At 68.4% G+C, this 18831-nt stretch carries 17 protein-coding genes and 1 riboswitch; of the genes, 10 read left to right on the forward strand and 7 right to left on the reverse strand.

Annotation, left to right across the window (positions count from 1 at the left end; all coding sequences use genetic code 11):
• Positions 1–190: 190 nt before the first annotated feature.
• Entirely contained in the window at positions 191–421 is a 231-nt protein-coding gene (locus tag MKCMC460_RS13345; RefSeq protein WP_236975553.1) for a hypothetical protein, read from the reverse strand.
• A gap of 180 nt (positions 422–601) precedes the next feature.
• On the opposite strand from MKCMC460_RS13345, the gene MKCMC460_RS13350 reads away from it, so the two are divergent.
• Positions 602–2356: an AMP-binding protein gene (locus MKCMC460_RS13350; RefSeq protein ID WP_238305851.1), complete on the forward strand. Its 1755-nt coding sequence runs from the start codon at positions 602–604 to the stop codon at positions 2354–2356.
• Positions 2357–2360: 4 nt separating this feature from the next.
• Here the strand turns inward: MKCMC460_RS13350 and MKCMC460_RS13355 are convergent, their stop codons facing one another.
• The gene (locus tag MKCMC460_RS13355) at positions 2361–2729 is read right to left on the reverse strand and encodes an STAS/SEC14 domain-containing protein (RefSeq protein WP_236975551.1); all 369 of its coding nucleotides are present in this window, start codon (positions 2727–2729) and stop codon (positions 2361–2363) included.
• A 72-nt stretch (positions 2730–2801) separates the two neighbouring features.
• Here MKCMC460_RS13355 and MKCMC460_RS13360 point away from each other — a divergent pair, with 72 nt between their 5' ends.
• The 5 genes from MKCMC460_RS13360 to MKCMC460_RS13380 all read left to right on the forward strand — a co-directional run bounded on the left by MKCMC460_RS13360 (position 2802) and on the right by MKCMC460_RS13380 (position 10339).
• Complete coding sequence (locus tag MKCMC460_RS13360; RefSeq protein ID WP_236975549.1) at positions 2802–3398, forward strand: carboxymuconolactone decarboxylase family protein; 597 nt, start codon at positions 2802–2804, stop codon at positions 3396–3398.
• Positions 3399–3636: 238 nt separating this feature from the next.
• Positions 3637–4755 carry a nitronate monooxygenase family protein gene (locus MKCMC460_RS13365; protein ID WP_236975547.1) on the forward strand — a complete coding sequence of 373 codons (1119 nt, stop codon included), beginning with the start codon at positions 3637–3639 and terminating at the stop codon, positions 4753–4755.
• Between the two features lie 164 nt (positions 4756–4919).
• Positions 4920–5090, forward strand: a riboswitch (M-box (ykoK) riboswitch).
• 279 nt (positions 5091–5369) lie between these two features.
• Positions 5370–5603, forward strand: coding sequence for an Rv1535 family protein (locus MKCMC460_RS13370; protein WP_236975544.1), 234 nt, complete (start codon positions 5370–5372; stop codon positions 5601–5603).
• A 304-nt stretch (positions 5604–5907) separates the two neighbouring features.
• Entirely contained in the window at positions 5908–9054 is a 3147-nt protein-coding gene (ileS, locus tag MKCMC460_RS13375; protein WP_236975542.1) for an isoleucine--tRNA ligase, read from the forward strand.
• A 70-nt stretch (positions 9055–9124) separates the two neighbouring features.
• Positions 9125–10339, forward strand: coding sequence for a peptidoglycan DD-metalloendopeptidase family protein (locus MKCMC460_RS13380; RefSeq protein ID WP_370653125.1), 1215 nt, complete (start codon positions 9125–9127; stop codon positions 10337–10339).
• On the opposite strand, the gene MKCMC460_RS13385 is transcribed toward MKCMC460_RS13380, so the two are convergent.
• A complete protein-coding gene (locus MKCMC460_RS13385; protein ID WP_236975530.1) occupies positions 10329–11294 on the reverse strand; it encodes a hypothetical protein in 966 nt (321 codons plus the stop codon). The genes MKCMC460_RS13380 and MKCMC460_RS13385 overlap by 11 nt on opposite strands.
• A 123-nt stretch (positions 11295–11417) precedes the next feature.
• Between MKCMC460_RS13385 and MKCMC460_RS13390 the strand changes: the two genes are divergently transcribed.
• Together MKCMC460_RS13390 and MKCMC460_RS13395 are read left to right on the forward strand one after the other, a co-directional pair.
• Complete coding sequence (locus MKCMC460_RS13390; RefSeq protein ID WP_236975528.1) at positions 11418–12371, forward strand: dTDP-glucose 4,6-dehydratase; 954 nt, start codon at positions 11418–11420, stop codon at positions 12369–12371.
• A 54-nt stretch (positions 12372–12425) separates the two neighbouring features.
• Entirely contained in the window at positions 12426–13823 is a 1398-nt protein-coding gene (locus tag MKCMC460_RS13395; RefSeq protein WP_236984190.1) for a DNA polymerase IV, read from the forward strand.
• Here MKCMC460_RS13395 and MKCMC460_RS13400 read toward each other — a convergent pair.
• Entirely contained in the window at positions 13788–14726 is a 939-nt protein-coding gene (locus MKCMC460_RS13400) for an asparaginase (RefSeq protein WP_236975526.1), read from the reverse strand. The two genes, MKCMC460_RS13395 and MKCMC460_RS13400, sit on opposite strands and share 36 nt — an antisense overlap.
• A 59-nt stretch (positions 14727–14785) precedes the next feature.
• Here MKCMC460_RS13400 and lspA point away from each other — a divergent pair, with 59 nt between their 5' ends.
• Together lspA and MKCMC460_RS13410 are read left to right on the forward strand one after the other, a co-directional pair.
• A complete protein-coding gene (gene lspA / locus MKCMC460_RS13405; protein ID WP_236975524.1) occupies positions 14786–15445 on the forward strand; it encodes a signal peptidase II in 660 nt (219 codons plus the stop codon).
• A complete protein-coding gene (locus MKCMC460_RS13410) occupies positions 15445–16371 on the forward strand; it encodes an RluA family pseudouridine synthase (RefSeq protein WP_236975522.1) in 927 nt (308 codons plus the stop codon). The genes lspA and MKCMC460_RS13410 overlap by 1 nt, the downstream gene beginning before the upstream one ends.
• Here the strand turns inward: MKCMC460_RS13410 and MKCMC460_RS13415 are convergent.
• From MKCMC460_RS13415 to MKCMC460_RS13425, 3 genes are all read right to left on the reverse strand, one after another.
• Positions 16354–17127 (reverse strand): class I SAM-dependent methyltransferase, encoded by a 774-nt coding sequence (locus MKCMC460_RS13415; protein WP_238305853.1) that lies wholly within the window; start codon positions 17125–17127, stop codon positions 16354–16356. The two genes, MKCMC460_RS13410 and MKCMC460_RS13415, sit on opposite strands and share 18 nt — an antisense overlap.
• Positions 17124–17882, reverse strand: coding sequence for a class I SAM-dependent methyltransferase (locus tag MKCMC460_RS13420; RefSeq protein ID WP_236975520.1), 759 nt, complete (start codon positions 17880–17882; stop codon positions 17124–17126). Before MKCMC460_RS13420 ends, MKCMC460_RS13415 begins: the two co-directional genes overlap by 4 nt.
• 201 nt (positions 17883–18083) lie before the next feature.
• Positions 18084–18719, reverse strand: coding sequence for an MliC family protein (locus MKCMC460_RS13425; protein ID WP_236975518.1), 636 nt, complete (start codon positions 18717–18719; stop codon positions 18084–18086).
• Positions 18720–18831 lie beyond the last annotated feature (112 nt).

The raw sequence follows: 18831 nt of genomic DNA on the forward strand, positions 1-18831 counted from the left end.
GGCCTCCGCAGGACGGAAATCTTTGGTTCTCGAGGGTGGTGGAGAAGGTTTGCCGAAGTGTGGGAAAGCGCACCGAACTCCGTTATCAAGGCTATGCGTTTACGGCGTCGGAAACGGCGGAATGCGAAATATCGCACGAGGTTTTACGCGTTCGTGACGAACCCCAACCGAAAGCGCCTGACCTGGGGGTTTACCGCCGAAGCGGGACCGGCATCCGGGGGATGGTGACCGGGCGGCCATCGGCCACCCGGACAAATACCGATCTCATCGTCTCCCGATACCAGGCGATCGACTCGTAGGCGATCGGATTCCTCGGGTACGACGCGGTGACCGTCGTTTGCTCGTGGAACTTGTTGACCCACATGCAGACTCGGTTAGCCACCCGGCCGTCGCTGAAAGCGCGGACCGGGCTGTGGTCCACGGGCGTTCACCTCGTACTCGCCCCGCGCGGGCGCCGCGCTTCGAGGCCATCTTCCCGGCTCAGCCTGCCTCGACGGCGGATCAATGCGCCGACGTTTCACGGCTGCCGCGACGCCGGGGCCACCACACTTGCACCAAACGGACCTCAGCGACCACACGTCGACAGGTAGTGTTTCCAGCCGTGGTTGGCTCTTCGATACCCGCGGTACTGCGTGAGCGCGCAAGTCTGAACCCCAACGGTCCGGCACTCACCTACATCGACTACGACCAGGATTGGGAAGGCGTCGAAGACACGCTGAGCTGGGCGAAGTTGTATCGCCGCACCCTCAATATCGCCGAGCAGCTCAAGCAGGCCGGCTCGCCCGGTGACCGTGCCCTGATCCTGGCGCCGCAAGGACTCGAATACATCGCCGGCTTCCTCGGCGCACTGCAGGCGGGTTTCATCGCGGTGCCGCTGACGGTTCCCTACGGCGGCGCCCACGACGAACGCACCATCTCGGTGCTGGCCGACACCTCACCCTCCGTACTGCTCACGACGTCGGCGGTGGTCGACAACGTCCGGCAATGCGCCGAGCCGCACGTCGGTGAAAAGGCGCCGGCCATCATCGAAGTCGACCTGCTGGACCTCGACGCGCGGCCGCCGTCGTCGCGGCCGGCGCGCGACACCGGCGATCAGGGGGCGAAGACGGCCTACCTGCAGTACACGTCCGGGTCCACCCGGACGCCAGCCGGTGTCACGGTGTCCAACGACAACGTCATCGCCAATTTCGGTATGGCCATGGGGGACTTCTTCGTCAACGAGGGGGCGGTGCCCTCCGACCTGACGGTGATCTCGTGGCTGCCGCTCTACCACGACCTGGGCCTACTGCTGGGAACGATCATGCCCACCCTCGCCGGGCGGCCCACCGTGCTGTTCAGTCCCGCCGGGTTCCTGCAGCGGCCGGCCCGCTGGCCTCAGCTGCTGGCGCGCTACGGGAACACCATCTCGGCGGGACCGAACTTCGCGTTCGACATCGCGGCCCGCAAAACCTCCGACGAGGACATGGCCGGGCTCGACATGAGCCGGGTGCACACCATCCTCAACGGCAGCGAGCGGGTTCAGCCCGCGACCCTGAAGCGGTTCGCAGACCGATTCGCGCAGTTCCGCTTTCAGCCCAAGGCGCTGCGACCGGCGTATGGCATGGCCGAAACCGTCGTCTACATCGCCACCCGCCGGGTTGGTGATCCGCCGGAGATCGTGGAATTCGACTCCGAGAAGCTGCCCGACGGCCAGGCGGTGCGCGTCGAAAAAGGAACCGGCACAGCACTTGTCAGCTACGGCAGGTGCGAGTCGCAGGAACAGGTCCGCATCGTCGACGGCGACACGCGCATGGAGTGCCCGGAAGGGACCGTCGGCGAGATCTGGGTGCACGGCCCCAATGTGGCCGCGGGCTACTGGGAGAAGCCCGAGACGACGGCCCGCACCTTCGGCGCGAAGATCGTCAACCCCACCGAGGGCACCGTCGAAGGGCCCTGGTTGCGCACCGGAGACTCCGGATTCTTCTCCGGCGGTGAGCTTTTCATCATGGGCCGGATCAAGGACCTGCTGATCGTCTACGGCCGCAACCATTCTCCCGACGACATCGAGGCCACCATCCAGGACATCAACCCGGGCCGCTGCGCCGCGATCGCGGTGCCCCAGGACGGCGTCGAGAAGCTCGCCGCCATCGTCGAGATCAAGAAGAAGAACGGCGAGTCCGACGACGACCTGGCCGAGCGGCTGGGCGTGCTCAAACGCGATATCAGCGCCGCGATCTACGACTCACACGGGCTCAGCGTGACGGATCTGGTGTTGGTGTCGCCCGGGTCGATCCCGATCACCACCAGCGGCAAGATCCGCCGGCAGCAGTCGGTGCAGATGTATCAGGACAAGGCGTTCGCCCGGCTGGACGCCTGAGCGCTCAGCCGCTCACCCAGGTCTTGGCGCTGTCCAGCTCGTCGAGGCCGAACACCTTGAGCTCGCCCGGCACCATCCAGGCCAGCGCGTGCAGCGTGTGGGTCACCCAGTCCTTGTCGGTAACGATCGCGATGCGCTTGAACGCAGAGTGGTGCGGGAAGACCAGGCCCAGGCCCAGCTTGACGTCCTCGGCGAACCCGCCGGGCCCGAACCCCTCGTAGTCGGAGTCGATGATCTCCAGGATCCGGATGTCACCGGTTTTCAGCCGCTCCTCCATCAGGGGCCGGACGTCGCGCAGCTCGGCACCACTGAGCCGGCCCGACACGCGCACACCGGTCACGCCTTCCGGCAAGTCCGTGAGCAATTCGATCATCGAAGTCACCTTCCCTTCGCTGGCTACCATTGCGGTGAAAACGACGGCGTCGTCAATCGGGAGTCTTCCACCATGACCGAGTTCAGCAAGGCCCGGATACCGCTGCTTCCGTTGGAGGAGGCCAAGGCCGCCGCCGACGAAGCCGGCGTCCCCGACTATATGGCCGAACTCAGCATCTTCCAGACGCTGCTGAATCATCCGCGGCTGGCGCGGGTGCTCAACGACCTGCTGGCGATGATGCTGTGGCACGGCGACCTGGACCGCCGGCTGCGCGAGCTGATCATCATGCGGATCGCTTGGCTCACCGAATGCGACTACGAGTGGACCCAGCACTGGCGCGTCGCATCGCGGCTGGGGGTGTCGGCCGAAGACTTGGTGGGGGTGCGGGACTGGCCGGCCCACGACGGGTTCGGTGCCGCCGAGCGTGCGGTGCTCGCCGCCACCGACGACGTAGTGCGCGACGGTGTGCTCAGCGATGCGAGCTGGGCGGCGTGCGAGCGCGAATTAGGCAGTGGTGAATTAGGCAGTGACAGAACGGTTTTGATTGAACTGGTGACCGCGATCGGGGCATGGCGGATGGTGGCGTCGATGCTGCGCAGCCTGCGGGTGCCGCTGGAGGACGGGGTGGACAGCTGGCCGCCCGACGGGGTGGGGCCCTCAGTGGTCTGATCGCGTTTCTTCCGCCGAGCGTTTTTTCTTCGCCGAGCGTTTTCTTTCGCCGAGCGTTTTTCTTTCGCCGAGCGTCACGCTGGCGCAGCGTTGGGCGTCGGGCGTCACTCCAACGTGACGCTCGGCGCAAAGGGGAGGGGTGACGCTCGGCGCAAAGGGAAGGGGTGACGCTCGGCGCAAAGGGGAGGGGTGACGCTCGGCGCAAGGGGGCCGGGTGTGAGGGCGTAGCGTCGCCGATATGCGAACCAGAGTTGCCGAAATGCTCGGCGTCGAGTTTCCCATCTGCGCCTTCTCGCACTGCCGCGACGTGGTCGCCGCGGTGACCAACGCCGGCGGGTTCGGGGTGCTCGGCGCTGTCGCCCACAGCCCCAAACGCTTGGAGAGCGAACTGTCCTGGATCGAGCAGGAGACCGGCGGCAAGCCCTACGGCGTCGATCTGCTGTTGCCGCCCAAGTACGTTGGCGCCGACACCGGCGGCATCAACGCGCGGCAAGCCCAGGAACTGCTGCCCGAAGAGCATCGCGCGTTCCTCGACGAGCTGATGAGCCGCTACGGCGTCGCGCCCCACGCCGAGGACGAAGAGGCCATCCGCGGCGGCCTCAACATTTCGCCCAAAGGCTACGAACCGTTGCTGGAAGTGGCCTTCGGCCACAACATCCGGCTGATCGCCAGCGCGCTGGGCCCGCCGCCGCACGATCTGGTGGAGCGCGCGCACAGCCACGACGTGCTGGTGGCCGCCCTGGCCGGGACCACCAAGCATGCGCAGCGGCACGCCGCGGCCGGGGTGGACCTCATCGTCGCCCAGGGCACCGAGGCCGGCGGGCACACTGGCGAGGTGTCCACCATGGTGCTGGTCCCGGAGGTGGTCGACGCGGTGGCGCCGACGCCGGTGCTGGCCGCCGGCGGGATCGCCCGGGGCCGGCAGATCGCGGCTGCGCTGGCGCTGGGTGCCGAAGGCGTGTGGTGCGGGTCGGTGTGGCTGACCACCGAGGAAGCCGAGACGGTGCCGGTGGTCAGGGACAAGTTCCTGGCCGCCACGTCGTCGGACACCGTGCGGTCGCGATCGCTGACCGGCAAGCCGGCGCGCATGCTGCGCACCGCCTGGACCGACGAATGGGCGCGGCCCGACACCCCCGACCCGCTGGGCATGCCGCTGCAGACCGCCCTGGTCACCGACTCGCAACAGCGGATCAACCAGGCCGCCAACCAGCCCGGCGCCAAAGCCCGGGAGCTGGCGACCTATTTCGTCGGGCAGGTGGTCGGGTCGCTGGACCGGGTGCGGCCGACGCGGGCAGTCGTGCTCGACATGGTCGAGGAGTACATCGACACCATCGGGCGACTCGACGGCCTGACATAGCGAACTCACATCAAATTGTGACATCGAACACATCCGCATTTCCGCAGGTCACAGCCCCGGAAGTGGGGCGAGCGCCGGCTGTGTGCGTAGCGGAACCATAAAGATCCCAAAACAGGGGTACGGCGCGTTGACCCAGCCCGCTCCGTGGTGCATCATCGGTCAGGCAAGCACCTCGTTAGGTGAGGCGGCTACACCGAACACAGGCCACTGACCCCGAACGTCGAAAGACGCCCCGGGTCAGGACAGCTCCTCCCGGCTTAAGGGTTGAGCCCAGGTGGCTTCCGGATTACCGGACACGTCGGGTAGTGCCAAAGCTCTGACGAGAGGGGTGCGGATTTCCGGCAGTCGCCGGATTCTGTCCTCCTGTGTGCGCGCAGATTACGCGTTACCCGCGTGCGCGGCGACCGAGAGGAGGTGAGGGACGAATGAGTTCCAGTGGTAGTCCGGGCCGATATCCGGGCTCTGTTTCGTCCCTGACCGGTCTCCGGCAAAACGCTCTGACTTAAGAGCTCTCGGTTAAGCCAGCCGAATCGGAACCGTTGCGGGACGGGACTTCCCAAGAAAGTTTCAAGCTCCCCCTGTCAACGTGTGATTTCCCACCCGAGGAGGCGATCATGACCGCTGCGCTGTACGACGAAGTCGTTACCTTCCCCAGTGCTCCCAAGCTGCGCGTCGTGCGCGACGTTCCCGCGGCCCCGGCCACCAAGACGGCGCGCCGCGCCGAGGCGGTCGCTGCCGCCGCCGGCAGCGACCCGCTGATCGACGGTGCCGCCCGGCTGCTCAGCATCCCGCTGCGGCACATGTACGCCGCGCTGTGGCGCATCGGCGTGCTCGAGGTCCAGGCGTAACGCCATGGACAGTGCGCTACCCGGGACTCCAAGGGGTTAACCGACTGCAGGCCTGGTCCTGCGGCGGGTTAGCCCCTTGGAGTCCTTTAGACTTAGACAATTGGCGCAGATCCGGCCATCACCGGGGAGCCTTCGGAAGAACAGCCGATCCGGCCCAGTAGAACCGAACGGGTAGGCCCGTCACAGCCGTCACGAGCGGTCACGCGGTTTGCGTGGCAAGCGGGGTGGTACCGCGGCGTTCGCGCACCAGCGCATCCGTCGTCCCCGTGCCTGAAGCAACAGGGCACCACGGGAGCGACGCACGATGACCGAGAACTACCCGAAGCTGGCCGCCGGATCGCCCGACTTTCCGGCGCTCGAGCTCGAGGTCCTCGACTACTGGTTCCACGACGACACCTTCCGCGCCAGCATCGCCAACCGCGACGGCGCCCCCGAGTACGTCTTCTACGACGGGCCCCCGTTCGCCAACGGCCTGCCGCACTACGGGCATCTGCTGACCGGCTACGTCAAGGACATCGTGCCGCGGTATCGCACCATGCGCGGCAACAAGGTGGAACGCCGATTCGGTTGGGACACCCACGGTTTGCCCGCCGAACTGGAGGTGGAGCGCCAACTCGGCATCACCGACAAGTCTCAGATCGACTCGATGGGAATCGCCGCGTTCAACGACGCCTGCCGCGCCTCGGTGCTGCGTTACACCGACGAGTGGCAGCAGTACGTCACCCGGCAGGCGCGCTGGGTCGACTTCGACAACGACTACAAGACACTCGACCTGCCCTACATGGAGTCGGTGATCTGGGCGTTCAAGCAGCTGTGGGACAAGGGTCTGGCCTACGAGGGCTACCGGGTGTTGCCGTACTGCTGGCGCGACGAAACCCCGTTGTCCAACCACGAACTGCGCATGGACGACGACGTCTACCAGAGCCGCCAGGACCCGGCCCTGACGGTCGGGTTCAAGGTGAGCGGTGGTGATCTGGACGGCGCTTACCTGTTGATCTGGACGACCACCCCGTGGACGCTGCCGTCCAACCTGGCTGTAGCCGTGCACCCGGACGTGACGTATGTGCATGTCGCGGTGGGGGATCGGCGCTTCGTGCTGGCCGAGGCGCGCCTGGGCGCCTACGCCCGCGAACTCGGCGAAGATCCCTCGGTGCTGGGCACCTACCGGGGCGCGGAACTGGTGGGCGCCCGGTACCTGCCGCCGTTCCCGTATTTCATGGACGCGCCCAACGCTTTTCGGGTCCTGCCGGCCGACTTCGTCACCACCGAGGACGGCACCGGGCTGGTGCATCTGGCGCCGGCCTACGGCGAGGACGACATGGCGGCGGGCGACGCGGCCGGAATCATCGCGGTCACCCCGGTGGACGCCAAGGGCCGCTTCGACGCGTCGGTGCCCGACTACCAGGGGCAGCACGTCTTCGACGCCAACCCGCACATCATCCGGGACCTGAAGAACGGCAGCGGCCCGGTCGCGGTGAACGGCGCGGTGCTGCTGTGCCACGAAACCTACGAGCACCCCTACCCGCACTGCTGGCGCTGCCGAAACCCGCTGATCTACCGGGCGGTGTCGTCCTGGTTCGTGCGGGTGACCCAGTTCCGCGACCGGATGGTGGAGCTCAACCAGCAGATCACCTGGTATCCCGAGCACGTCAAGGACGGCCAGTTCGGCAAGTGGCTGCAAGGGGCCCGCGACTGGTCGATCTCGCGAAACCGGTACTGGGGCACTCCGATTCCGGTCTGGAAGTCCGACGACCCGGCCTACCCGCGGGTCGACGTGTACGGCAGCCTCGACGAACTCGAACGCGATTTCGGGGTGCGGCCTTCGAACCTGCACCGGCCCTTCATCGACGAGCTCACCCGGCCCAATCCCGACGACCCGACCGGCCTGTCGACGATGCGCCGCATCCCCGATGTGCTCGACGTGTGGTTCGACTCCGGTTCGATGCCGTACGCGCAGGTGCACTACCCGTTCGAAAACAAGGACTGGTTCGACGGTGTCCACACCGGCGACCCCGACAAGCAGGTCGACGGCCATTACCCCGGCGACTTCATCGTCGAGTACATCGGGCAGACGCGCGGCTGGTTCTACACCCTGCACGTGCTGGCCACCGCGCTGTTCGACCGTCCGTCGTTCAAAACCTGTGTGGCACATGGCATCGTGCTGGGTTCCGACGGCCAGAAGATGAGCAAGTCGCTGCGCAACTACCCCGACGTCACCGAGGTGTTCGACCGCGACGGGTCCGATGCCATGCGGTGGTTCCTGATGGCCTCGCCGATCCTGCGTGGCGGCAACCTGATCGTCACCGAGCAGGGCATCCGCGACGGGGTGCGCCAGGTGCTGCTGCCGTTCTGGAACGCCTACAGTTTCCTGGCGCTGTACGCCCCGAAAGTCGGGACCTGGCGGGTGGATTCGGCCAACGTGCTGGACCGCTACATCCTGGCCAAGCTGGCGGTGCTGCGCGACGAGCTGACCGCCTCGCTGGACGTGTGCGACATCTCCGGGGCCTGCGAGCAGTTGCGCCAGTTCACCGAAGCGTTGACGAATTGGTATGTGCGGCGGTCGCGTTCCCGGTTCTGGGTCGAGGACACCGAAGCGATCGACACCCTGCACACGGTGCTGGAGATCACCGCGCGGCTGGCCGCCCCGCTGCTGCCACTGATCACGGAGCTGATCTGGCGGGGGCTGACCGGCGGGCGCTCGGTGCATCTGACCGACTGGCCGCAGGCCGGCGAGCTGCCCGCGGACCCCGACCTGGTGGCCGCGATGGACCAGGTTCGCGAGGTGTGCTCGGCCGGGTCGTCGCTGCGCAAGGCCAAGAAGTTGCGGGTGCGGCTGCCGCTGCCGAAACTGACTGTGGCAGTGGAGCATCCGGAGCGGCTCGAGCAGTTCACCGGTTTGATCGCCGACGAGCTCAACGTCAAGGCGGTCGAGCTGACCGACGCGATCGACACCTACGGCCGCTTCGAGCTCACGGTCAACGCCCGGGTGGCCGGGCCGCGGCTGGGCAAGGACGTGCAGGCCGCGATCAAGGCCGTCAAGGCCGGGGAAGGCGTGGTCAACCCCGACGGCACCCTGACCGCGGGCCCGGCGGTGTTGCTGCCCGAGGAGTACAGCTCGCGACTGGTCGCCGCCGACCCCGAGTTCACCGCGGCGCTGCCCGGCGGGGCCGGGCTGGTGGTGCTCGACGGCACGGTGACACCCGAACTGGAGGCCGAGGGCTGGGCCAAGGACCGCATTCGCGAACTGCAGGAGCTGCGCAAGTCCAGCGGGCTGGAGGTGTCCGACCGGATCAGCGTGGTGATCGCGGTGCCCGCCGAGCGGGCGGAATGGGCGCGGACGCACCGCGATCTGATCGCCGGCGAAATCCTGGCCACCAGTTTCGAATTCGGCGAACCCGCCGACGGCGCGGAGATCGGCGACGGGGTACGGGTGTCCATCGCGCGAGTGTGACCAGGCGGTGCGAATGCGGGCCGGCAATGCCGGCCCGGTTACGCTCGCAGTCCAAGGGAACGGAGGCACGGTGCGAATCCTCGGCATGTTCCGGGTGCACAACGGCGCGGACAACCTGCCCCGCGTCCTGGACGCCCTGGCCGGTTGGTGCGACGACATCTACGTGATCGACGACCGCAGCACCGACAACACCCCGCACATCCTGGCCGGCCACCCGGCCGTGACCAATCTGGTGCGCGCCCGCCACGACCTGCCCGCCACCCCGTGGCTGATCCCCGAGCCCCCCGGGCTCGAATTGCTCTACCGCATGGCCGATTTCTGCCGCCCCGACTGGATCGCGATGATCGACTCCGACCAGGTGGTGCAATCCGACGTCGACATCCGCACGGTGCTCGCCGACACTCCTCCCGACGTCGCGGCGCTGATGTGCCCGATGCTGCCCACCTGGGACGACCCCCATTACCCGGACATGATCCCGGTGATGGGGCCCGCGGAGTCGGTGCGCGGGCCGTTCTGGCGCTGGCGGCCGGGTCTGCGCGCCGGGACCAGGATGATCCACAACCCGCATTGGCCGGCCAACATCACCGACCACGGCCGCATCGGTCTGGTCAACGAGATTCAGTTGGTGCACCACGGTTGGTCGACGCTGGCCGAGCGCATCGGTAAGGTCGACCACTACCGCAAGATCGACCCGGACTGCCGGCTGAACTACGGCGTCCCCTACGACCGGGCGCTGCTGTTCGGCTACGCACGCGACGAGGTCGACCTGCTCGAAGCGGACTACCGCAGGCGGGTGCGCGGTGACTTTGACCCGGCCGAGCCCGGCGCCCGGCTGCCCATCGACCGCGAGCACCTCGCCGTCGGCGCCGGCTACGGACCCCGGGCAGGCGCTTTTCACCCCGGTGTCGACTTCGCCGCCCTGCCGGGCACCCCCGTCTACGCCGTCAACTCCGGAACCATCAGTCGCACAGAGGTTCTCGATCACAACGGGCTGCGTTCGGTGACGATCTCCAACGCGCACGCCGACCTCGTCTACGTACTGCGGTCCGGCGAAGACCACGCCCCCGGTGCGCAGATCGCCGCGGGCACTCAGATCGGCACGGTCGGACGCGAAGCCGAATCAGCGGACGGCTACCTGCATTTCGAAGTCCAGCGGGACGGCGCCCACACCAGCCCGGTGCGCTACCTGGCCAACATGGGCCTGCACCCATGGCCTCCGCGCGGGCGTCCGCGACCGGTGTCGGGGACCTACCCGGCGGCCACGCCGTGCACCATCACGGTGTGACCAGAGCACGGGCCGACCGGATCGCCGAGCGCACCTCCTGCAGAACCTTGGCCGGATGCTGCTCGTCGAACGGGCCCAGCCGGTTGTAGCGCTCGACACCGAACCCGGCCGACTCCAAGCGAATCCCGAACGGCACCGCCAACATTCGCAGTGCTTCGAAGTGCAGGTAGGGCAGCACCGGCTGGCCGGCCACCAGCAGGCACGTCGAGTGCTGCATGCCCACCGTGCGCGCGGCGAAGGTGTAGGTGTCCGCGGAGTTGGCGCGCCGGTGCTCGGGGTCCGGGGACGCCGTTTCCAGCAGCGTGATCGGCACACCGAGGTTGTTGCTGCCCGGCGAGAACCGCCACACCGCCTCGTCGCGCGGCGGCTGGTAACCGCGGCGGTGCATGTGCTCCCGCACGCCCGCGACGTCGACTCCGAACGATTCGGCGGCCGCGGCAACCAGCAGGTCGAACTCGGTGCGGGCCCCGGGCGCGCACACCTCGACGGCGTCGCGTTCGGAATCCATCACGCCCCGCGACGCCGCCGCCAGCACCACCTGCCCGATGCGCCGCGTAGCCGCCAGCTCTCGCGCGTACCCGACCCGCAGCCGATTGGTGTAGCGGCCACCGCCGATCACCAGCAGAAAGTCGAAATCCGTTCCGGTGGGCGCGGATTCGTAGACCAGACCCAGCTCTGCGGTCAGCGCCTCGATGTGCTGCAGCTCCGCCTGCGGTCGATCCAGGCGGGGGATCAGCCACCGGACGGCGCCGGCAGCGTCCTGGCTGTCCACCCGGGCGGAGGCGCGGGCCCGGCCACGGTAATCCCACACGCTGCTGAACTCGTCGAGCCACGCCAGTCGCGCGTCCAGATCGAGGTCCGCCGCAACGCTGCCACCGAACATCGTCACCAACTCGGTCAGGGCCGGATGCGTGCACCAGGATTCCACCTCGCGGCGAACATCTGTGGCAAGCAAACCGCAATCCTCCTCTTGGTACACGCGCAACGCCGTCGGCTAACCGGAATCGTCGCCGATTGACAGTAAGGTGTTGGCCGGGTATCCAGCCGACAACGACACGACGCGCGGGAGCATTTTGCGGTGAGAATTCTGGTGACCGGTGGGGCGGGCTTCCAGGGCAGCCATCTGGTCGAGGCCCTGCTCGCCGCGGGTCATCAAGTGACTGTGCTGAATACGTTGTCGACCGCGGCCAAGCGGAACCTCCGCAACATCGAGACGCACCCGCGCGCCGACGTCGTATTCGGCTCGGTCACCGATCCCGAACTCGCCGTCAAAACGGTGCCCGAACACGACGTCATCTTCCACCTGGCGGCAAACGTCAACGTCGACAAATCGCTGAGCGATCCGAAAAGCTTTCTGGACACCAACGTCATGGGCACCTACAACATCCTCGAAGCGGCGCGGAGGTGCCATGCGCGCGTCATCTATGCCTCGACGTGTGAGGTCTACGGCGACGGGCAGAGCCTCGGTGCGCACGAATTGCTGCACGAGAGCGCCGAATTGATGCCCAACAGTCCCTACGGCGCCTCCAAGGCTGCCGCCGACCGGCTCTGCTACTCCTACTACCGGTCCTACGACATGGACGTCACCATCGTGCGCCCGTTCAACATCTTCGGCGAACGCCAGAAAAGCGGCGCTTTCGGGGCACTGATCCCGATCCTGGTCCGCCATGCGCTGTCCGGACGAAATCTCACGATCTTCGGCAAAGGCACCGCAACCCGGGACTACCTGCACGTCAGCGACGTGGTCCGGGCATACCAATTGGTCTTGGACACCCTCACCCTGCAGGGCCGCGCGATCAACTTCGCCAGCGGCACCAACACCAGCGTCCGCGACATCGCCAACTACATCGCCGACAGATTCGGTGTCCGGGTATTCGAAGGCCCGGCGCGACCGGGCGAAGTCTCTCGCTACCCGGCCGACATCACCTTGGCCCGCGACATCGGATTCGCGCCACACGTCGATATCTGGACCGGAATAGACCGCTACATCGATTGGGCAAAAGGGCAGCCGGACAACGATATTCAGCCCTGAATCCCCGGCCCGGCGTGCTGGGCCATAGCATCAAGACCCGTGGATTCCCGTTGGGTGCTGCACCTGGACATGGATGCGTTCTTCGCCTCCGTCGAGCAGCTCACCCGCCCGACGCTGCGGGGGCGCCCAGTGCTGGTCGGCGGCCTGGGCGGCCGCGGAGTGGTGGCGGGGGCCAGCTACGAGGCGCGCGTTTTCGGCGCCCGTTCGGCGATGCCGATGCATCAGGCGCGCCGACTCGTGGGCGTGGCGGCGGTGGTGCTGCCACCGCGCGGCGTGGTGTACGGGGTGGCCAGCCGGCGCGTCTTCGAAACCGTGCGCAGCCTGGTGCCGGTGCTCGAGCAGCTGTCCTTCGACGAGGCGTTCGGCGAACCCGCCGAACTGGCCGGAGCGTCCGCCGAGGACGTCGAGATGTTCTGCCGCCAGCTGCGCCGGCGGGTGCGCGGCGAGACCGGCCTGACCGCCTCGGTGGGTGCCGGCTCGGGCAAGCAGATCGCCAAGATCGCCTCCGGCCTGGCCAAACCCGACGGAATCCGGGTGGTGCGGCGCGACGAGGAAAAGCTGATGCTGGCCGGTCTGCCGGTGCGGCGCCTGTGGGGGATCGGACCGGTCGCCGAAGACAAACTGCACCGCCTCGGCATCGACACGATCGGCCAGCTGGCAGCGCTCACCGACGCCGAAGTGGCCGACATCCTGGGCGCCACCGTGGGACCCGCGCTGCACCGGCTGGCCCGCGGCATCGACGACCGTCCCGTCGCCGAACGCGCCGAAGCCAAACAGATCAGCGCCGAATCCACCTTCGCCGCCGACCTGACCACCCTGGAGCAGCTGCGCGAGGCGATCGAGCCGATCGCCGAACATGCTCACCGGCGGCTGCTCAAAGACGGTCGCGGCGCCCGCACCGTCACAGTCAAACTGAAGAAATCCGACATGAGCACGCTGACCCGCTCGGCGACGCTGCCCTATGCGACCGCCGAGCTGGGCGCACTGGCGGCGGTGGCCCGCAGACTGCTGCTGGACCCGCTGCAGATCGCGCCGATTCGCCTTCTGGGCGTTGGGTTTTCGGGCTTGAGCGACGTGCGTCAGGAATCGTTGTTCCCCGACCTGGACCTGGGACCGGAGACGGCCGAGGAAGCGCATCAGGATTTCGAGACGCTGCGAGCGGCGCTGGTCACCGGACAGGACGGCACCTCGTGGCGGATCGGCGACGACGTCGCGCACGACGATCTCGGGCACGGCTGGGTGCAAGGCTCCGGGCACGGGGTAGTCACCGTGCGCTTCGAGACCCGCGGCTCCGGCCCGGGCCAGGCCAGGACGTTCCCGATCGAGACGGCCGAGCTTCGCCCCGCCAACCCGGTGGACAGCCTGGACTGGCCGGACTACGTCGGCGACCTGCGGGTGCAGGAGAACCAGCAGAATTCAGCCCCAGCGGTTGAGGACGTCGGCGACCGGTAACCCCGCCGCCAGCGCCGCCATCAACAGCACCCGGGCCTGCGACGGCGCCAGCCGCGGCACCAGCACCGCGCCGGCCTGCACCAGATCGTGGCCCGGGCCGTAGCCCGCGCTGACCCGGCCGCTGGGCACCCGGGTGGACACCGCGACCACCACCCCGGCGCGGCACCAGCGGCGGACCCCGTCGACCACCGCGACACCGGCGTTGCCCGACCCCAGCGCTTCCAGCACCAGCCCACGAGCACCGGCCGCGGCGAACGCGTCCATCGCCACCGCGTCACTGCCCAGATACGCGGCCACGATGTCGACCCGGGGCGCGTCGGCCGCGCTGAGCTCGCCGAGGAACGGGCGCACCTTGGGTCCCGTCAGCGTCAGGCCGCCGTGCATCGTCCCCAGCAGCTGGCCGGCGAAGCCGCTCAGGTCCTGGGTGGCCACCTTGCGCAGGCCCAGCGGTTGCAGCACCCGGCCGGCGAAGCACACCAGCACCCCCAGGTCGCGGGCCGCCGGGTTGGACGCCACCCGCAGCGCGTCCCGCAGGTTGGCCGGACCGTCGGCGTCGGGGGCGTCGGCGCTGCGCATCGCGCCGGTCAGCACGATCGGGGGACTGCCCGCATACGTCAGGTCCAGCCACAGCGCGCTTTCTTCCATCGTGTCGGTGCCGTGCGCGACCACGATCCCGTCGGCGCCGTCATCCAGCGCCGCGCGCACCGCCGCGCTGATCTTGTCCCAGTCGGCGGGCACCAGTTCGGAGCTGTCCACCGCCAGCACGTCCACCACGTCGACGTCGACTTCCACGTCCAGGCCGGCCGTCAGTTGCGCGCCACTATGGGCGGGCCGGCGTACCCCGTCGGGGCCGGCGCTAGTCGAGATCGTTCCCCCGGTGGTGATGACGGTGACGCGGCCCATGGGGGAATCATCGCGCACGCGCCGCCGGTCGGGGTGCCCGCTTAGTGGATGATGGGGGGGTGCCCGACGAACCCACCGGATCCGCCGAGCCGCTGACATCGGCCGGTGACGCGGACGCGTCCCCCGAAGACGGAGGTCCCGCTCCCAAGCCGCCGGCCAAGCGGCTGCGCCTGCTGCTGTCGATCGCGGCGGTGGTGCTCGCGCTGGATGTGATCACCAAGGTGCTGGCGGTCAAGCTGCTGCCGCCCGGGCAGCCGGTGTCGATCATCGGGGACACGGTGACCTGGACCCTGGTCCGCAACTCCGGCGCTGCGTTCTCGATGGCGACCGGTTCCACCTGGGTGCTGACGCTGATCGCGACCGGCGTGGTGGTCGGCATCTTCTGGATGGGCCGGCGGCTGGTCTCACCCTGGTGGGCGCTGGGACTGGGGATGATCCTGGGCGGCGCGATGGGAAACCTGGTCGACCGGTTCTTCCGGTCCCCGGGACCGCTGCGCGGGCACGTCGTGGACTTCCTGTCGGTGGGCTGGTGGCCGGTATTCAACGTCGCCGACCCGTCGGTGGTGGGTGGTGCCATCCTGCTGGTCGTGCTGTCGATCTTCGGCTACGACTTCGACACTGTGGGTCGGCGTACCGCCGACGGGGACACTGTGGGTCGGCGTACCGCCGACGGGGACTCCGGGGCTCGGTCTCAAGGCGACGACGGCGACCGGACCTGATGACCGAACGATCGATGCCGGTCCCGGAAGGACTGGCGGGCATGCGCGTCGACGCCGGACTGGCGCGGCTGCTGGGGCTGTCCCGCAGCGCGGCGGCGGCCATCGCCGAGGACGGCGGCGTGGAACTGGACGGGGCGACGGCCGGCAAATCGGACAAGCTGCACGCCGGCGCCTGGCTGCAGGTGCGGCTGCCCGAACCGCCGAGACCGCCCGAGAACACACCCGTCGACATCGAGGGCATGACGATCCTGTACGCCGACGACGACATCGTCGCCGTCGACAAACCCGCCGCGGTGGCCGCGCACGCCTCGGTGGGCTGGACCGGGCCGACCGTGCTCGGCGGACTGGCCGCCGCCGGCTACCGCATCACCACCTCCGGGGTGCACGAGCGGCAGGGGATCGTGCACCGCCTGGACGTCGGCACCTCCGGGGTGATGGTGGTGGCGCGCTCCGAACGGGCCTATACCGCGCTCAAGCGGGCCTTCAAGCAACGCACCGTCGACAAGCGTTATCACGCGCTGGTGCAAGGACATCCGGATCCCTCCAGCGGAACCATCGACGCCCCGATCGGCCGCCACCACGGCCCGGAATGGAAGTTCGCCGTCACCTCCGACGGCCGCCACAGCCTCACCCACTACGACACCGTGGAGGCGTTCGTCGCGGCCAGCCTGCTCGACGTGCACCTGGAAACCGGCCGGACCCACCAGATCCGGGTGCACTTCTCCGCGCTGCATCATCCGTGCTGCGGCGACCTGGTCTACGGCGCCGACCCTGTGCTGGCGAAAAAGCTTGGTCTGCAACGTCAATGGCTGCACGCGCGGTCGCTGGCGTTCGCGCATCCGGCCGACGGCCGCCGCATCGAGATCGTCAGCCCCTATCCGGCAGACCTGCAGCACGCCCTGGACGTGCTACGCGCCGAGCACTGACGGCTTGCGGGCCTCGACCAGCACCCGGGTGGGGTGGGTGACGAACCGCCCGTCGGCCTCGATCCGTTCGTGCAGCGCGCGCAGCCGGCTCAGATAGGGCTCGGCGGTGAAGTCGGGCACCGTCCAGATCAGCTTGCGCAGGAAGTACACCACCGCGCCGATGTCGAAAAATTCCGCGCGCAGCTGCTCCGCACGAAGCTCTACGACCTGCAGCCCGGCGGCTTCGGCCTGGGCCCGCTGGGTGTGCGGCTCCCACTGCGCCCACAACTGCGGCTGCGGCCCGACGACGTGGGTCACCAGTTCTGCCACCGTCGCCGGCCCGGGGTGCTGCGCCAAGTAGGCGCCGCCGGGGCGCAGCACCCGGGCGATCTCGTTCCACCACACCGCAGTCGGGTGCCGACTGACCACCAGGTCGAAGGCCTCACCGGCGAACGGCAGCGACGGCTCCGCGCCGGTGGTGACCACTACGACGCCCCGCGGGTGCAGCCGGGCGGTGGCCAGCGCCGCATTCGGCGGCCAGGACTCGGTGGCCGCCATGGTCGGCGGGAACTTACCGACTCCGGCCAGCACCTCCCCGCCGCCGGTCTGAATGTCCAGGGCCGCCGACACCGTCGCCAGCCGCTGTCCGATCAGCCGCTGATACCCCCACGACGGCCGCTGCTCGGTAGCCCGGCCGTCCAGCCAGGAAAAGTCCCAGCCGTCGATTTGAGCCGAAACCGCTTCTGCAACAAGATCTTCGAAGGATCGGAGTGTCATGCGGGTTTGCGCGCCTCGATGAGGACCCGCGCCGCGTGCGCCACGAAAGGCCCGTCGGTTTCGATGCGGTCATGCAGTTCGCGCAGTTGCGGGCGGTAACGGTCGACGGTGAAGTCGGGCACCGCCCAGATCACCTTGCGCAGGAAGTAGACCACCGCGCCGATGTCGAAGAATTCCTGACGCAGCCGCTCGTGGCGCAGCTCCACGACCTGCAGGCCGGCTTTGTGCGCCTGGTCGCGTTCGTTGTCCGGATGGCGCCGTGCCCACGCCTCGGGCTGCGGCCCGATGAAGTGCTCGACCAACTCCGACGCCGTCCCCGGGCCGATGTGCTGAGCCAGATAGGTGCCGCCGGGTCGCAATACCCGGGCAATCTCGTTCCACCACACCGTATTCGGGTGCCGGCTGGTCACCAGGTCGAACGCCTCGTCGGCGAATGGCAGCGGCGACTCCGGCGGCGTGACCACCACGACCACTCCGCGCGGATGTAAGCGCTGGGTGGCCAGCGCCGCGTTCGGCGGCCAGGACTCGACAGCGGCCATGGTCGGCGGGAACTTCGGTGCACCGGCCAGCACCTCACCGCCGCCGGTCTGCAGGTCGACCGCGGCCGTGGCCGCGGCCAACCGCGCGCTGATCAACCGCTGATACCCCCAGGACGCCCGCTGCTCGGTGGCGCGGCCGTCGAACCAGGAGAAGTCCCAGCCGTCCAGCGGTGCTGATTCGGCCTCGGCTACCAGTGCTGCGAAACTGCGGCGCATGTGGGCATTCTGGTATGTCCTCGGCCGAGGACGTCACTCAGATGCGGGATCCACGCGACGAGCGTCCCCAAAATGCCGTAGAAATCGGCCTGCGAGCGTACATATGGGGACGCTGGCGGGGGGCGAAAGGGTCGCCGGCGACGCCGGCGGGGGCGACGGTCAGGCGGGCCCGGTCGCACGCCGCGTTCGGACATGCGCGAATCACCTTGTGCGGCAGACGAACTTGGTGCCGCCCAGATCGAGGGTCACCTCACCCTGATGCTCCCAGTACTCCGAGCCCTGACGGCCATACCTGGCGCCGCTGCCGGACTGCTGCAGGAACAGGATCACGCGATTGCCCTTCCAGTCCAGGACAGCCGTCTTGGGGTCGAAGTCGTTGTAGAACTGTGCGCTCAACGTGCCGGCGTCGGCGGGGCAGTCGTAGTTGACGACCGGCGGGGCCGCCGTGGCGGGGTCCGCGAGGGCTAATTCGACCAACCGCGTCTGGTAGGTCTCCGTCACGCAGGTCCGAAGGTCGGCGGCATCAGCGCAGCCGTCTCGGGTTGTCGCGAACGCGCTCTGCGCAGTGGTCAGCGCGGGCTGGTCGGCGCTCGGGCGAGTCAATGCCTGCTGATACGCGGACTGCACGCGCCGGTCCAGATCGGCCAATTGCGGGTCGCCGCAAACCAATTGCTGCGCCCTGTTCGCCGGTTTGGCGCAGTCGAACGTGCCCAGCGGCTTGCTGGACGTGGTGGTGGGGGCGGGGCTGGAAGCGGTGGTGGTGCCAGGTGCCGGCGGTGCGGACTTGTCGCAGGCGCCGATCAGCAGCACGGCCAGCAGGGCCGCCATCAGTCTCATACCTGCTGACTACCGGTTGCGGGCCGGACCCGCCCGCGCGACACGCCATGGCGGCCGGACAAAACTCGAAACACCGGTGGTGACCGTGCTCGCCCGGCGATCGTTACCCAAT

It is taken from the genome of Mycobacterium sp. 20KCMC460, from assembly GCF_022179425.1.
Taxonomy (GTDB): domain Bacteria; phylum Actinomycetota; class Actinomycetes; order Mycobacteriales; family Mycobacteriaceae; genus Mycobacterium; species Mycobacterium kiyosense.

Excerpts from the sequence above, each read along its gene's own strand:
- MKCMC460_RS13355 (WP_236975551.1), bottom strand. The coding sequence starts at position 2,729 with ATGATCGAATTGCTCACGGACTTGCCGGAAGGCGTGACCGGTGTGCGC.
- MKCMC460_RS13360 (WP_236975549.1), top strand. The coding sequence starts at position 2,802 with ATGACCGAGTTCAGCAAGGCCCGGATACCGCTGCTTCCGTTGGAGGAG.
- MKCMC460_RS13365 (WP_236975547.1), top strand. The coding sequence starts at position 3,637 with ATGCGAACCAGAGTTGCCGAAATGCTCGGCGTCGAGTTTCCCATCTGC.
- MKCMC460_RS13370 (WP_236975544.1), top strand. The coding sequence starts at position 5,370 with ATGACCGCTGCGCTGTACGACGAAGTCGTTACCTTCCCCAGTGCTCCC.
- ileS (WP_236975542.1), top strand. The coding sequence starts at position 5,908 with ATGACCGAGAACTACCCGAAGCTGGCCGCCGGATCGCCCGACTTTCCG.
- MKCMC460_RS13400 (WP_236975526.1), bottom strand. The coding sequence starts at position 14,726 with ATGGGCCGCGTCACCGTCATCACCACCGGGGGAACGATCTCGACTAGC.
- MKCMC460_RS13410 (WP_236975522.1), top strand. The coding sequence starts at position 15,445 with ATGACCGAACGATCGATGCCGGTCCCGGAAGGACTGGCGGGCATGCGC.
- MKCMC460_RS13415 (WP_238305853.1), bottom strand. The coding sequence starts at position 17,127 with ATGACACTCCGATCCTTCGAAGATCTTGTTGCAGAAGCGGTTTCGGCT.
- MKCMC460_RS13420 (WP_236975520.1), bottom strand. The coding sequence starts at position 17,882 with ATGCGCCGCAGTTTCGCAGCACTGGTAGCCGAGGCCGAATCAGCACCG.
- MKCMC460_RS13425 (WP_236975518.1), bottom strand. The coding sequence starts at position 18,719 with ATGAGACTGATGGCGGCCCTGCTGGCCGTGCTGCTGATCGGCGCCTGC.